The 13011-nt window shown below is 73.7% G+C and carries 11 protein-coding genes and 1 pseudogene; 11 read left to right on the top strand and 1 reads right to left on the bottom strand.

Annotated elements, in window-relative coordinates:
- Nucleotides 1-12 precede the first annotated feature (12 nt).
- From ACFYNL_RS02570 to ACFYNL_RS02615, 10 genes and pseudogenes are all read left to right on the top strand, one after another.
- Nucleotides 13-832: pseudogene (locus ACFYNL_RS02570) on the top strand (ABC transporter ATP-binding protein).
- 58 nt (nt 833-890) lie between these two features.
- Nucleotides 891-1004: a streptamidine family RiPP gene (gene amiA / locus ACFYNL_RS02575; protein WP_004004115.1), complete on the top strand. Its 114-nt coding sequence runs from the start codon at nt 891-893 to the stop codon at nt 1002-1004.
- A gap of 95 nt (nt 1005-1099) precedes the next feature.
- Nucleotides 1100-1921 (top strand): hypothetical protein, encoded by an 822-nt coding sequence (locus ACFYNL_RS02580; RefSeq protein ID WP_388795235.1) that lies wholly within the window; start codon nt 1100-1102, stop codon nt 1919-1921.
- Complete coding sequence (locus tag ACFYNL_RS02585) at nt 1918-3399, top strand: CocE/NonD family hydrolase (RefSeq protein WP_388795238.1); 1482 nt, start codon at nt 1918-1920, stop codon at nt 3397-3399. The genes ACFYNL_RS02580 and ACFYNL_RS02585 overlap by 4 nt, the downstream gene beginning before the upstream one ends.
- On the top strand, nt 3396-4775 hold the full coding sequence (locus tag ACFYNL_RS02590) for a YcaO-like family protein (protein ID WP_388795241.1): 1380 nt from the start codon (nt 3396-3398) through the stop codon (nt 4773-4775). Before ACFYNL_RS02585 ends, ACFYNL_RS02590 begins: the two co-directional genes overlap by 4 nt.
- A gap of 960 nt (nt 4776-5735) precedes the next feature.
- Nucleotides 5736-6167, top strand: coding sequence for a hypothetical protein (locus tag ACFYNL_RS02595; RefSeq protein ID WP_388795244.1), 432 nt, complete (start codon nt 5736-5738; stop codon nt 6165-6167).
- Nucleotides 6164-7903: an ABC transporter ATP-binding protein/permease gene (locus tag ACFYNL_RS02600; protein ID WP_388795246.1), complete on the top strand. Its 1740-nt coding sequence runs from the start codon at nt 6164-6166 to the stop codon at nt 7901-7903. The genes ACFYNL_RS02595 and ACFYNL_RS02600 overlap by 4 nt, the downstream gene beginning before the upstream one ends.
- Entirely contained in the window at nt 7900-9660 is a 1761-nt protein-coding gene (locus tag ACFYNL_RS02605) for an ABC transporter ATP-binding protein (RefSeq protein ID WP_388795249.1), read from the top strand. The genes ACFYNL_RS02600 and ACFYNL_RS02605 overlap by 4 nt, the downstream gene beginning before the upstream one ends.
- 402 nt (nt 9661-10062) lie before the next feature.
- Nucleotides 10063-11493: a hypothetical protein gene (locus ACFYNL_RS02610; protein WP_388795252.1), complete on the top strand. Its 1431-nt coding sequence runs from the start codon at nt 10063-10065 to the stop codon at nt 11491-11493.
- 4 nt (nt 11494-11497) lie between these two features.
- Entirely contained in the window at nt 11498-11884 is a 387-nt protein-coding gene (locus tag ACFYNL_RS02615) for a hypothetical protein (protein ID WP_388795254.1), read from the top strand.
- A 23-nt stretch (nt 11885-11907) separates the two neighbouring features.
- On the opposite strand, the gene ACFYNL_RS02620 is transcribed toward ACFYNL_RS02615, so the two are convergent.
- A complete protein-coding gene (locus ACFYNL_RS02620; protein WP_388795257.1) occupies nt 11908-12531 on the bottom strand; it encodes a glyoxalase in 624 nt (207 codons plus the stop codon).
- Nucleotides 12532-12704: 173 nt separating this feature from the next.
- On the opposite strand from ACFYNL_RS02620, the gene ACFYNL_RS02625 reads away from it, so the two are divergent.
- Nucleotides 12705-12998 (top strand): hypothetical protein, encoded by a 294-nt coding sequence (locus ACFYNL_RS02625; protein WP_388795259.1) that lies wholly within the window; start codon nt 12705-12707, stop codon nt 12996-12998.
- The last annotated feature ends 13 nt before the right edge of the window (nt 12999-13011 follow it).

Consider the following 13011-nt stretch of genomic DNA (forward strand, 5'->3'; position numbering starts at 1 on the left):
ACGGAGGAAAGCATGACCGAGTCCGTGGGGATCCGCGTGGAGGGGGTCCGCTTCGGCTATCCGGGCCGACCCGTGCTGCGCGGCGTCGACATGAGCGTCGAACCGGGTGAACTGACCGCCCTCATAGGGCTCAACGGCTGTGGCAAGTCGACCTTGCTGCGGCTGTCCGCAGGACTGCTGCGACCGGACGAGGGGCGGGTGCTGCTCGGCGGGGACGATGTCGCCCGGCTGTCCAGGCGTGCCACCGCCCGGCGGGTGGCGTTGTTGCACCAGTCGGCGCCGGCCGTCCCGGGTATGACCGTGCGTCAGCTGGTCCGGCAGGGGCGCTACGCGGCCCGTGGTCCGCTCGGCATGCTGCGTGAGGGGGACGACCCCGTGACGCGGCGTGCCCTGCGCGACGTCGGGGTGGAGGAGTGGGCCGAGCGCGACGTCGACGCGCTGTCCGGAGGCGAGCGGCAGCGGGTGCGGCTCGCCATGGCCCTCGCCCAGGACACCCGCATCCTGCTGCTCGACGAGCCGACCACGTACCTCGACCTGCATCACCAGCTGGATGTGCTGCGGACGGTGGTGCGGCTGCGCGAGGAACGGGGCCTCACGGTGGTGATGGTGCTGCACGACCTGGCGCACGCCGCGCGGTTCGCCGAGCGGATCGTCGCGCTGCGGGACGGCCGTGTGGTGGCCGACGGGGCGCCGAAGGAGGTCGTCACCCCCGGGTTGCTGGCGGACGTCCTCAACGTGGCGGGCCGGGTCGGTGAGGATCCGGAGGGTGGCTGGCCGGTGTGTTACCCGGATCACCCACTCCCCACTAGTAAATGATAATCATATTCATTAGGTTCTCTTCTGCGGCGCTCGTCCGAACGCCGCATCTCCCCTGGAAACAAGGAGAGTTCATGGAGAACGAGCAGGTCTTCGCGCCGATCGCCGACCCGGGTCAGCTGGCCCACGACTCGGCCTCCCACTCCAACGCGCTCGTCGAGAACCCCTTCGACGACACCGAGGAGTGACCAAGGGCTGAGTGCTCTTGACCGGTGGGCCCGCCCGCACTGCCCGGGCGGGCCCACTCCCACCTCCCACGGCCCTTCCTGACAGGAGAATCGACGTGTCCCGCAGCCAGCTCGCACCTGGGGTCGAGGTCGTCACCGTGCCCGGGCGTGGTCTCGCCGTCCGTACGGCCGACGGGGAGTTCCTCAGCGTGCGAACCGGTGAGACGGACCAGGACGCGCTGCTCGCTCGGCTCGCCGGCGCGGCGACCGACGACTGTGACGCCGAACTCGCTCGTCTCGTCGGTGCCTTCGAAGACGCCGGATACCTGATCGACCGCGTGCTGCCCACGACCTGGCCGGCCGAGCGCCGGGACGTCCGGCTCGTCGGCGACCCCGCGGTCACCGGGCCCTTGGCCGCGTACCTGCGGGCCGAGGGCGCCGAGCCCCGGCCGGCAGCACCCGAGGAAGCGACGGAGGGCCGGCCCGCCGCCGTGGTGTGGTGCCTCGACGGGCCCGTGCCCGAAGGGCTGTGGGACGCGGCCGACCGGCTGCCCGAGCGCGGTGTCGCCTGGCTGCGCTGTCACCGCGAGGGCTGGCAGGCGTACGTCGAACCCCTCGCGGCCGCCGCCGGAGACGTCACCTCGGCCCACGTACGGGCGCGCAGACGCGCCGCCACGCCCGCCCACCGCGAACTGGACGCCTACTGGATCGGCCCTCGTACGTCCGGCGGCACCGTGCGTCTCACGGCCGCCGCGGCGGGACTGCTCGCCGCCCTGCTCGCCGACGACCTCACCCGGTGGGCCACCGACACCCCCGGCCCCGGCGGTCTGCCCGCCAGGCGTCGACTGCGCAGGATCGACCTGCGCACGCTCACGGTCACCGACCATCCCGTCCTGCCCGTCCCCGACGTCGCGGCCATCCCCGAGCAGGCCGGATGAGCCTGCTCGGCGCGGCCGTGGACGGCCTCGCCACCGACGTCCAGCTCCCGGACGGCGCCGGCCCCTTCCCGGCCGTACTCGTCCGCACGCCCTACGACCGGCGACGCCACCGCGCCGAACTGCACGGCTGGGCCCGGCGCGGATTCGCCGCGCTGGCCCAGGACGTGCGCGGCCGACACGCCTCGGCGGGGGAGTGGCACCCGTACGAGAACGAGGCCCCCGACGGAGCGGCGACCGCCCGCTGGATCCGCCGACAGCCCTGGAGCGACGGGCGGTTGGTCGCGGCCGGCGCGTCCTACGCGGCGCACTGCGCGCTCACCCTGGCGCTCGACACCCCCGAGGACGCCCGCCCCGACGCCGTCATCGCGGCCGTACCGGCCCTGGGCATCGCCGAGACGGCACGCGAACCCTCGGGCGTGGAGCGGCTGGCGGCCCGTGCCGGGTGGTGGGCGGCCCACGGCGACCGACGCGACTCCGACGAGGAAGCCCTGGTGAAGGCCCTCGCCGCGGACCCGGGACTGCTCACCCACCTGCCGGTGACGGACCTGCCCGCGCGCCTCGGCCGCGACCTCGCTTCCTGGCCGGGCCTGTGGCGCCCTCACGAGCGGGACCGGTTCGCCTCCCTGGCCTCGGACGCCCGCGTGCCGCTGCTCGCGGTGGGCGGTCACCACGACCACTTCGCCGAGGACACCGTCACGCTGTGGAACCGCTGGGGCGGGCCCTCTGCGCGCCTGCTGACCGGTCCCTGGGGCCACGGCCTCGTCGCCGCGCCCGGTCCCGACGCCACGCCGGCGCACCGGGTGAGCCTCGGCGACCTCTACGCCCGCTGGGCCCGCCTCGCCCTCGCCGGCGGACTCGGGCACGGGCGCCGCGGTGCAGTCGGGCTCGGCGGCAGCGCTGTGTGGATGCCCGCCGGCGTCGAGGGCGCGCCGTACCGTCCGCACCTGCGCACGGTCCACGGTGCCTCCTTCACCGCCGACCCCGAACGCCCCCTCGCCTCCGACGGGTTGCGTGTCCCCACCGACGTCACGCCCGACCGCTGCCTGCTCGTCTCCGCGCCGCTGCCGCGTCCGCTGGACCTCGTCGGCCCCGCCGAGGTACGGCTGCGGGGCACCGCCGACACACCCGCCGCGGACTGGTTCGCCAGACTCGCCGCGCTCACCCCGCAAGGCGGGGCCGAGCGGCTGGCCGTCGGCGTCGTACGGCGTGCCGACCCTCCCGGCCGTGCCGCGGAGTTCGGCGTGGCGCTCGGCGGGATCGCACGGCGGCTGACGGCGGGCACGCGGCTCCGCGTCGAGATCGCCGGGCACCACTTCCCGGCCCACGCCCGCAATCCGCACACCGGCGAGGACCCCGTCACCGCCACCCGGTTGCTCGCCTCCCGGCGGGCCGTCGACCCCGGACGGGTGGAGCTGCGGCTGTCCGTGCTCCGTGCCCGTCCCGTCCCCATCGACCCCGCAGAGGAGATACTGCGATGACGGCACTGCCGTGGGAAGCTCTCGTCGACCCCGTCTGCGGCATCGTCCGCAAGGTCAAGCCCGTCGAGCACCCCGTCGGGGCCCCGCCCCGCTACACCGCGCTCACCGCCGAGATCGCCGACGCGCGCAAGCTCGGGCTGTGGCCCGCCGACCGGGTCTCGCTCGGCACTACCTTCGGTGATCCCGAGGGCGCCCGGATCGCCGCCATAGCCGAGGGCGTCGAACGGTACTGCGGCAACCGCGTACCGCCGCCCGGTCACCCCGACGCACCGCTGCGGGCCACCGCCGCCGAGCTGGCCGACAAGGGCCTGCGGCTGTACGGGCCTGACGAACTGCCCGCCTACGCCGACTGGCAGTACGGCCGTGAGAAGTTCCCCTACCGCCCGCTCACCCCCGACACCCCGTCCCTGTGGACGCGCGGCCAGGAACGCCTGCCCGGCGGGGAGACCGCCGAGGTCTGGGCACCGGTGGCCCTCACCCACCTCAACTGGCGCCAGGGGGAGCTGCGTTTACTGCCCCGCACCCACCACCTCAATTACGCGGGCATCGCCACCGGGCAGGGGTTCGACGACGCCGTCGAGCGCGGGCTGCTGGAGGTCGTCGAACGGGACGCGCTGGAGCTGTGGTGGCACCTCGACGGCCCGACCCACGGCATCGACCCCGCCGGCGTGCCCGGACTCACCGACGACCTCGCCGGATCCGGGCTCGACGTATGGCTCGTCGCGATGCCCTCGGAGTTCGCGCCGTGTATCGCCGCACTCGTCCACGATCCCCGGCTCGGCATCCACGCCGCCGGGTTCGCCTGCAAGTACGACCCGGCCGAGGCCGCCCGCAAGGCCGTCCTGGAGGCCGTGCACACCTGGGTGTTCACCCAGGGCCTCACCGACCCCGACGGCTGGGTCTTCCAGGCTGTCGAGGCCGGGCTCCTCGCCCGCGGCCTCTATCTGGACCACCGCGGGGACGGCCGCTACCTCGACTCCTGCGGCGAACACTTCGCGCACGTCAGGGACCTGGGCGCGCACGTGCAGGTGTGGCTGGACGAGCGGATGGCGGCACAGGCGCGGCGGTTCACCGAGCCCGCGCACGGGGTGGTGTCCATCGATGCGGTGGAGCCCGGCAGCCCGGACCGGCTCCGCCGTGCGCTCCAGGACGGCGGCCATCGCGTCATGACCTTCGACGTCACCACCGAGGACGTGGCCGAGACCCCGCTGCGCGTCGCGCGGGTGCTCGTCTCCGGCCTCCTGCCCAACGCCCCTGCCGCCTTTGGGTACTTCGGCTGCCCGCGTCTCGGCGAGGCGGCCCTCGAACGGGGGTGGCGTACGACCGCGCCGTCCGGGCCGGAGGACTTCACGCTCGCTCCTCCGCCCCACATGTGAGGTCGGCCCGTGGATCTCGTCGGCGCTCTCGCGCGCGCCCGTTCTCCGGAGCGGCCCGGCCCGGACACACCCGCCGGTCCCGCCGTCCGCGCGTGGCCGGGACCGGCGGCCCCGTTGCCGCGAGCGGGTGCCGGGCAGCTGGACCTGAGCGAGCTGCTCCGGCTGTCGCTGGCGGCGTCGGACACTGCCGGGCGGCTTCGGCCCGCGCCCTCGGCGGGCGCGCTGCACCCGGTGGACGCCCAGCTCGTCGTGGGCGCCGACTGCGCTGTGCCGCCGGGGCGTTACGGCTACGACCCGCTGGCCCATCGCGTACACCGGCTGGGGCCGGCACCCGACGACACGCCGCCCGGAGCGAGCGTGGAACTGTCCGTCACCGCCCGCCGCACGGTCTCCCACTACGGCCACCGCGCCTGGCCGCTGACGCTGCTGGACACCGGGCACGCGGCGGCGGCGCTGGTGCTCGCCGGCCGCGCGCTCGGGGTCGCGGAAGCCGTCCCGCACCTGGACGGGCTCACCGAAGAACCCTTGGCCGTGGTGCGGTTCGGCCTGCCGGAGCACGCCGCCCCGGACGGGCCACCGAGTCGGGGCGCGTCCGCGGCCGTATCGAACTCGGCTGTCGCGTCTCCGTCCGTCTCGTCTCGGTCCGTGCCGTCCCCGGCTGTCGCGTCTCGGTCCGTATCGTCCGCGGCTGTCACGTCTCCGTCTGTGCCGTCCGCGGCTGTCGCGTCTCGGTCCGTATCGTCCGCGGCTGTCGTGTCTCCGTCCGCGCCGTCCCCGGCTGTCGCGTCTCGGTCCGTATCGTCCGCGGCTGTCGCGTCTCCGTCCGCGCCGCCCCCGGCTGTCGCGTCTCACCCCGTCCCGTCCCCGGCCGGGTTCCGTCCCGCGCCCCACGAGCTGCTGGCCCGCCGCAGTGCCCCGCCTCCGCTGCGGGGCCTGCCTCCCACGGACGCTCTCACGACGGTGCTCGCCACCGCCGTGGAGGCGGGCGCCGGTGAACTCTCCTGGTGCGCGGCCGTCGGCGGACCGCGGCCACAGCTCGTCGCGCCGACCCCGGACGGCGGCCTGCGGCGCCTCGCCGCAGGGGAGGCGCGGCCGACGCTCGCCGCCTGGGCGGCGGGACAGGCGTGGATCGCCGAGACCGGTGCCGTCCTGCTCGGCTACGGCTGCCCGACGGACGCCGACGCCCCCCGGATCCGGCGGACACACCTGCGCGCCGGGTTCGCCGTCCATCTCGCCCATCTGGCCGCCGTACGGCACGGCCTGACAGCCCGCCCCGTCGGCTCCTGGCAACAGGCCGACCTCGGCGCCGCGCTCGGTGCCGCACCGGGCGAGGCCTGGATCGTCCACGGCCTGGCCCTCGGCACCACCCACCCCGAGGAGAAGACCTCGTGATCGTCCACCCCGAGCTCCGCCGCGCCACGCGGCACGCCCGGCGCCCTCTGCTCGCGGCCACCCTCCTGCAGGGGACCGTCACCCTCACGCATCTCGCCCAGGCAGTGCTGCTCGCCCTCGCCCTCGCCGACCTGGCCCGGGGCGCCACGGCCCGGCTCCCCCTGCTCCTCGGCGCCGTGCTCGGCGTCGTCGCCGCCCGGGCCGTTCTCGGCAGCGCGCAGCGGCGTACCGCCACCCGAGCCGGAGCGGAGGTGAGGGTGCGTCTGAGGGACGAACTCCTCACCCACCTCGGACGGCTCGGGCCCGCGCATCTCACCACCGCCCGCGCCGGAGCAGTGCGCACCACGCTCGTCGACGGAGTGGAGGGTGTCGACGCCTACGTCTCCCGCTACCTGCCCCAGCTCCTGATCACCCTCACCGTGCCGCCCCTGCTGCTCGCCGTCATGACCGTCGTCGAACCGCGCGCGCTCCTGGGCCTCGTCCCCGCACTACTGCTCGCCCTGGCCGGTCCGCGCGCCTGGGACCGGGCCCTCGCCAAGCGCGGCAAGGAACACTGGGACACCTACGAAGGGCTGGGTGCCGACTATCTGGAGGCGCTGCAGGGCATGCCGGCGCTGCGGGCCGCGGGCGCCGTCGGGCGCACCCGGCAGCGGCTCCAGGAGCGCTCGGCGGCGCTGCACCGGGCGACCGTCGCCAAGCTCCGCGCGTCGCTGGTCGACACCGGCCTGACCGATCTGGCCATCCAGGGCGGCGTCGTCGCCGCGGCACTGATCGCCTGCTGGTCGGCCGTCACCGCAGCCACCGCGGCGACCGGCACCTACCTGGTACTGCTCCTCGCGTCCGAGTGCTTCCGACCCGTCCGCGACCTGTCACGCGAATGGCACGCCGGGTACCTCGGCGTGTCGGCCGCGGACGGGCTCGCGGCACTGCGCACCACCGAACCCCCCGTCCCGGACACCGGAACGCTGCGGGCACACTGGCCGACCCCGCCCCAACTACGCTTCGAAAACGTCGAGTTCCGCTACGACGGGGCCGACACCCCCGCCCTGCGCAACGTCACCTTCACCGCCGAGGCGGGGCGCACCACGGCGATCGTCGGTCCGTCGGGAGCGGGCAAGTCCACGTTGCTCGCCCTGCTCCTGCGCCACCGCGACCCGCAGCGGGGCCGGATCGGCATCGGCGGTCACGACGTGTCCGCGTACACGCTCGACTCACTGCGGCAGGGCATCGCCGTCGTCTCCCAGGAGACGTACCTCTTCCACGCCACCATCGCCGACAACCTGCGCCTCGCACGGCCGACCGCCACGGACGGCGAGCTCGTGCGGGCTGCGCGCACGGCCGGTGTCCACGACGAGATCGCCGCCCTCCCGGACGGCTACGACACCGTCCTCGGTGAACGCGGCGCCACCCTGTCCGGCGGCCAGCGCCAGCGACTGGCCCTGGCCCGCGCCCTGCTGGCGGACGCGCCCGTACTCGTCCTCGACGAGGCCACCAGCGCGGTCGACGAACGACGCGAGGCGGACATCGTGCGCGAGCTGCTCGACGCCGCGGGCGGCCGGACCGTCGTGGTGGTCGCCCACCGGCTGGCCGCCGTACGGCACGCCGACCGGATCGTGGTGCTCGACGACGGACGCGTGGACGCCATCGGCTCGCACGCCGCCCTCGTCGCAGCGGGCGGCCTCTACGCCGAACTCGTCGCGGCCGGCCGCACTCACGAGGAAGGGCTCGCCGCATGAGCAGCACCACCCAGGACGGCACCGCCGTGGCCGTCGTGCCCGGGCGCGGCGCACTGCGCGCCCTGCTGCCCGCCCTCGCCGGGCACCGGGGCATGATGGCCCGCACCTGTGCCGCCGCCCTGCTCGAACAGGGCTCCCTCGTCGCGCTGCTGACGCTGGCCGCGCACACCGTCGGCACGGCCGTCATCGAGGACCGTGCCCCCTCGGCCGGCACGGTCACCGCCCTCGTTCTCCTCGTCGTCGTACGGGCCCTGACGACCTGGCGTGAGATGGACCTCTCGCACGACCTGGCCTACCGGGTGCTGGCCGAACTGCGCGTGCGGATGTTCGACGGGCTCGCCCGCAGCGCACCCGCGCGCGTGGCCGGCCGGCGCAGCGGAGACCTGGCAGCCACGGCGATGGCCGACGTGGAGGCACTGGAGTTCTTCTACGCCCACACCACCGCCCAACTCCTCGCCTCCGGCGTGGTGTTCACCGGGGGCGCCACGGCGCTGGCCATGGTGGAGCCGTGGCTGTTGTCGGCGGTGCTGCCGGTCGCCGCGCTGCTCGCCGTGGCGCCCTTCGCCGACGCGCGCGGCCGCTCGGTGCGGGGAGCCCGCACCCGGACGGCCACCGCGAAGCTGTCGGCCGACACCGTGGAAACCGTCGACGGGCTGCGCGAGCTGCTCTCCTTCGGCGGGCTCACCGAGCGGCGCCGTCAACTCGCCACACAGGGCCGCAAGGTCGGCGAGGCTCAGCGCGCCGAGGCCGTGTGGGAGGCCATGGCCGCCGCCGTCCGTGACGCGCTCATCGTGCTCGCGCTCCTCGGGGTGGTGGCCGCGGCGGCGCAGTCCGTGACCTCCGGGCGGCTGCACGGCCCTTGGGCTCCGGCGGCGATGGCGCTGGCCCTGTCGGTCCTGGGCCCGGTCGCCGAGTCGGCTCGGGCACTGAGCCAGGCCGTGGGGCTGCGTGCCGCCGCCACCCGCGTGGACGCCGCCCTGAACGCGCCCGTACTCGCCCCGCCGCCCGCCTCTGCCCGCCGGCTCCCGCCGGGCCCGCTGGGGGTGCGGCTGCAGGGGGTGAGCTTCGACTACGGAGGCCCGCCCGTGCTGGACGGAGTCGACCTGACGGTTCCGGCGGGGCAGACCCTGGCCCTGACCGGCGCCTCGGGGGCCGGCAAGTCGACCTGCGCCCACCTCCTGGCCCGCTTCTGGGACCCGTCCACGGGAGCGATCCAGCTGTTGCCCGAGGGCGGCGACCCGGTCGATCTGCGCGACCTGGCCGACGCCCGACTCCGCGCCGCCGTCGCCGTGGTGGGGCAGGACACCCCTCTCTTCCACGGCACCCTCGCGGAGAACCTGCGCCTCGGCGCACCGGACGCGGACGAACGCCTCCTGGCCGAGGCGGCCCGGCTGTGCGGCGTCGACCGGATCGCCCCCATGGACACCCGCGTCGGGGAACGCGGCGCCACCCTGTCCGGCGGTCAGCGGGCCCGTATCGCTCTGGCCCGCGCCCTGTTGGCGGATCCCGAGGTCCTCGTCCTGGACGAGACCACCGCTCACCTGGACAACGCGGGAGACGCCGAACTGGCCACCGCCCTCGGCAAGGGACACCGCACCACGATCGTGATCGCCCACCGTCCCGCCACCATGCGCCGCGCCGACCGCATCGCCGTCCTCGACGCCGGCCGTATCGCGGAGGAGGGCACCTGGGAGGAACTCACCGCCCGCCCCGACAGCGCGCTCAACCGCGTACTGGCCACCGCCACCCCGTCCTGACGCCGCCAACCATGGGCGAGGGCCGTCCGCCGCGGGCCGGGCGGCCGTGGAGGTGGGCGGGTTGACGCTCCACCACGCAGTCCGAAGTGCACCGGAGACCGGATCCCGCGGCGCCCTCGTCTCGCGCGAACCGACGGAGGTGAATGGAGCAAATCGGAGTAAAATAGACACTGCTCGGGTGATCTGCCGATCACGCACGGTGCGTCGACGCACCCGTGCCGCAATCGAACGCATCCCAAGGCAGAAGCGATGAACCCGTCCCTCGACCCTCAGGGCGGCGCACCTCGCGGCCGCCCTCCCGTGCCTCCACCGCCCCCGCGGCCCGACTGGTCCGTGCCCGACAGGGCGCGTGCGCCGGTTCCTCCCCCGCCTCCGCCACCTCCACCCCCGCCTCCGCCGCCCATGCCGCAGTCGCCGTCCGCGGGGCTGGCGCCCGCTCACTTCTCCTACGACGTCACCCGGTACCTGTGCGCCGCGATGCACACCGACCTCGGGCTCGCTCGCAAGGCGGTCGCCCGGATCGTCCACGAACCGCGGCGTGCCGCCGCCTCGTCACCCGGGGTGGACCTCGGTTGCGTGCTGCGACACGCCCTCGCGGCCTGCGCCCGCCAGCGGGTGAGGGACGTCGTTCTCCTCCTCCTGCTGCTCGCCGTCCTGATCACTGCGCCGCTCACCTACGGGGCGTTGCTCCTCCCGGCTCTCTTCGTGGCCTGGGTGGTCGTGCTCACCGAGATGGTCTCGGTGCACTACGGCGTCGTCTCCCGCAACTTGAAGCGGGAGAACTTCGACCCGAGGTACGTCCCCCGGCAGCCAAGGCGCAAGGACGCCGCGCGTCTTGAGGCCATCGAACTCCGTGACCGCGGCAACGTCATGGTCTCCTCGGTCTACGAGCCCTTCGTGGGGCACGGCGGGACCTACAGAACATGGTCGTTCGCCTTGAACACCGGGCGTCCCGAGGCGGGCAAGCAGGTCATCCCGTTCACCGTCCACGAGCTCAACGCCCATGTCTCCACCAGGGTCCGGGCCCTCGAACTGCCCGGCATGGACATCGCCGACGTGCTCCTCGTCAACGGGGCCGACCTGCTGATCGGAATCGACGACCGCACCCGCGCCGAGGTTCTGCGCAACCCGGCCGGCCCACCCGGGGCACAGGTCTCGGGCGCCCTGCTGCGCGAGCTGCGCGAGGACGCCAAGGGAAGGGCCCGGCCCTATCTGGCGATACGGGTCACCGGCTGGAGCGGCGAAGTGGTCAGCACCCTGTTCCTGCGATGCGCGCTGCTGTCCGGCGGTGACACCGCGTTCATCGAGGGCACCAGCTGTCTGCTCGCGCCTGTCCGGGAGAAGTACCGCGCGGTGGACCGGCTCCTCGACGCCCCCACCTTCCGGCAGTGGTGCCGGCTGGCCGTCGATGCCGGCGTGCGCACCCCCTTCCTTCTGGTCCGCGCGCCCTTCGTGATCGTCAAAGACCTCTTCGAGCCGCTCGCCGGACACCGTGCCCAACGCAGGCAGGAGCGCGAGATCCGGCTGCGGACCTTCGACTACGGCGCCCGGTTCAGCCTCCGGGAGGAGGCCAGCGACTGGCTCTTCTACCGGTACTTCCAGCAACTGGACAAGGAGCTGTACTTCAAGACGATCGAACACCGGGTTCTGGACGCCCTCGTGCAGTTCCTGGAGGACCACGACATCGACTCCAGCGACCTCATCCAACGGCAGACCACCATCTACAACTCCGGTCTGATGGCGGGACGCGACATCTCCATCAAGGGGTCCAGCGTGCGCGCCGGAGGAGGCGGCGGCCCGAAGAACACGCCACAGCCGGTGAAACAGAGGTGACGTCATGTCGGATCACGGGACACACAGGCCGGAGGGGAACACCGGCATCCAGGCCGGCCGCGACGTGCGGATCGAGCAGAGCATGGTCGCCCTCGGGCACGCCACGCTGACCGGGACCCAGACACCGGCCGAGCATGCCGAGGCGGTCGCGGAACTGCGTACCGCGGTCGGGCTGCTGCTGGACGAACTCCGCCGCAACGAGGAGCACTACGAGGACGGGGCGGAGTTGGTCGAGGCCGCCGAACAGGTGCAGACGGAGCTCACCCGCGACGAGCCGCGCCGCAACATCCTGCTGCGCTGGCTCGGCTTCATCGCCCCCGGCGTCCAGGCCACCGCCTCGCTCGCGTCGGACGTGACGACCATCCAGGAGAGCGTGAACGCCCTGTTCTAGTCCCGTTCCGGTGCAAAGGCGGTTCACAGCGAGGCGGTCCGCGACGCGGTCCACGCGAAACCGTCGGGGTCGGTGAACGGCCCGGCTTCACTGCCGATCGAGAGCCGGTGCGAGCCGCTGCCCTCGGGAGCGACGCCGGCGACCTTGGCCAGGCCCCGGCGCTTGTACAGCGCCAGCTTGACGGATCCCGACTCGGTGGCGAACTCGACGTACTTGCCGCCGAAGCTCTTGGCCACGGTGAGGCCGTGCTCGACGTAGAACTGCTTGGCGGCCCTCACGTCCGCCACGCCGAGCAGCAGCACGATCTCGTCGATCCGCCCCGTGGCGGGGCCGGTGTCCTTCTTCGACGACGACGCGATCTGCCAGATCGTCCCGTCCGGGGCCTGCACCACGCCGCCGTAGCCCCACAGCGACTTGGAAGGGGGCTTCAGCGTGGTGGCGCCGGCGTCCACGGCCGCGTCGACGAGTGCGTTGACGTCCGCCGGCTGGGAGACCACCAGTGACAGGGTGAACCCGCGGAAGCCGGTCGTCGGCGCGTCCGAGGCCCGCAGCCGCACCTCGTCGGCCAGACCGAAGGCGGTGGCGTAGAACCGGGCGGCGGCGGTGGCGTCGGTCACCTCAAGGGTGACGAATTCGATGGAAGTCATGAAGAAGACGCTAGTCAGGGCGGTGACACCGCGCTTCTCGATTCCTGACCGGATGCATGATCACCGAACCCGGCGCGCCAAAGGGAGATTTGGGCAATTCTTACTTAATCTTCCTGAGTCGTAAGAATTTGCTCCTTTACGGGCAGTATTCACCTCACTTCCTCGGAGATGGCATGCACAAGCTTCGCAAGGTCGCCGTCCTCGCCGCCGCCCTCGGCAGCGTCGGGCTCCTGACGGCCGGGACCGCCCACGCCGACGGCTGGGGCCGGGGCGACGGTCGTCCGGGCAACAGCTACCACGTCCAGCAGAGCACCCAGTGCAAGTCGCACGACCTGAACATCAGCATCCTCGGTGTGGTCGGCCTGCTCAACGGTGCGCTGGGCAACGCGCTCAACGGCGAAGGCGACGCGGGCAGCCAGGGCACCCACCTCGGCTCGACGATGGGCTGCAACAACAGCGCCTTCTGAGCCTGCAGTTCAA

The sequence above is a fragment of the Streptomyces sp. NPDC007808 genome, assembly GCF_042868655.1.
Classification (GTDB): domain Bacteria; phylum Actinomycetota; class Actinomycetes; order Streptomycetales; family Streptomycetaceae; genus Streptomyces.

Excerpts from the sequence above, each read along its gene's own strand:
- ACFYNL_RS02605 (WP_388795249.1), top strand. The coding sequence starts at position 7,900 with ATGAGCAGCACCACCCAGGACGGCACCGCCGTGGCCGTCGTGCCCGGG.
- ACFYNL_RS02585 (WP_388795238.1), top strand. The coding sequence starts at position 1,918 with ATGAGCCTGCTCGGCGCGGCCGTGGACGGCCTCGCCACCGACGTCCAG.
- ACFYNL_RS02610 (WP_388795252.1), top strand. The coding sequence starts at position 10,063 with ATGCCGCAGTCGCCGTCCGCGGGGCTGGCGCCCGCTCACTTCTCCTAC.
- ACFYNL_RS02620 (WP_388795257.1), bottom strand. The coding sequence starts at position 12,531 with ATGACTTCCATCGAATTCGTCACCCTTGAGGTGACCGACGCCACCGCC.
- amiA (WP_004004115.1), top strand. The coding sequence starts at position 891 with ATGGAGAACGAGCAGGTCTTCGCGCCGATCGCCGACCCGGGTCAGCTG.
- ACFYNL_RS02625 (WP_388795259.1), top strand. The coding sequence starts at position 12,705 with ATGCACAAGCTTCGCAAGGTCGCCGTCCTCGCCGCCGCCCTCGGCAGC.
- ACFYNL_RS02590 (WP_388795241.1), top strand. The coding sequence starts at position 3,396 with ATGACGGCACTGCCGTGGGAAGCTCTCGTCGACCCCGTCTGCGGCATC.
- ACFYNL_RS02615 (WP_388795254.1), top strand. The coding sequence starts at position 11,498 with ATGTCGGATCACGGGACACACAGGCCGGAGGGGAACACCGGCATCCAG.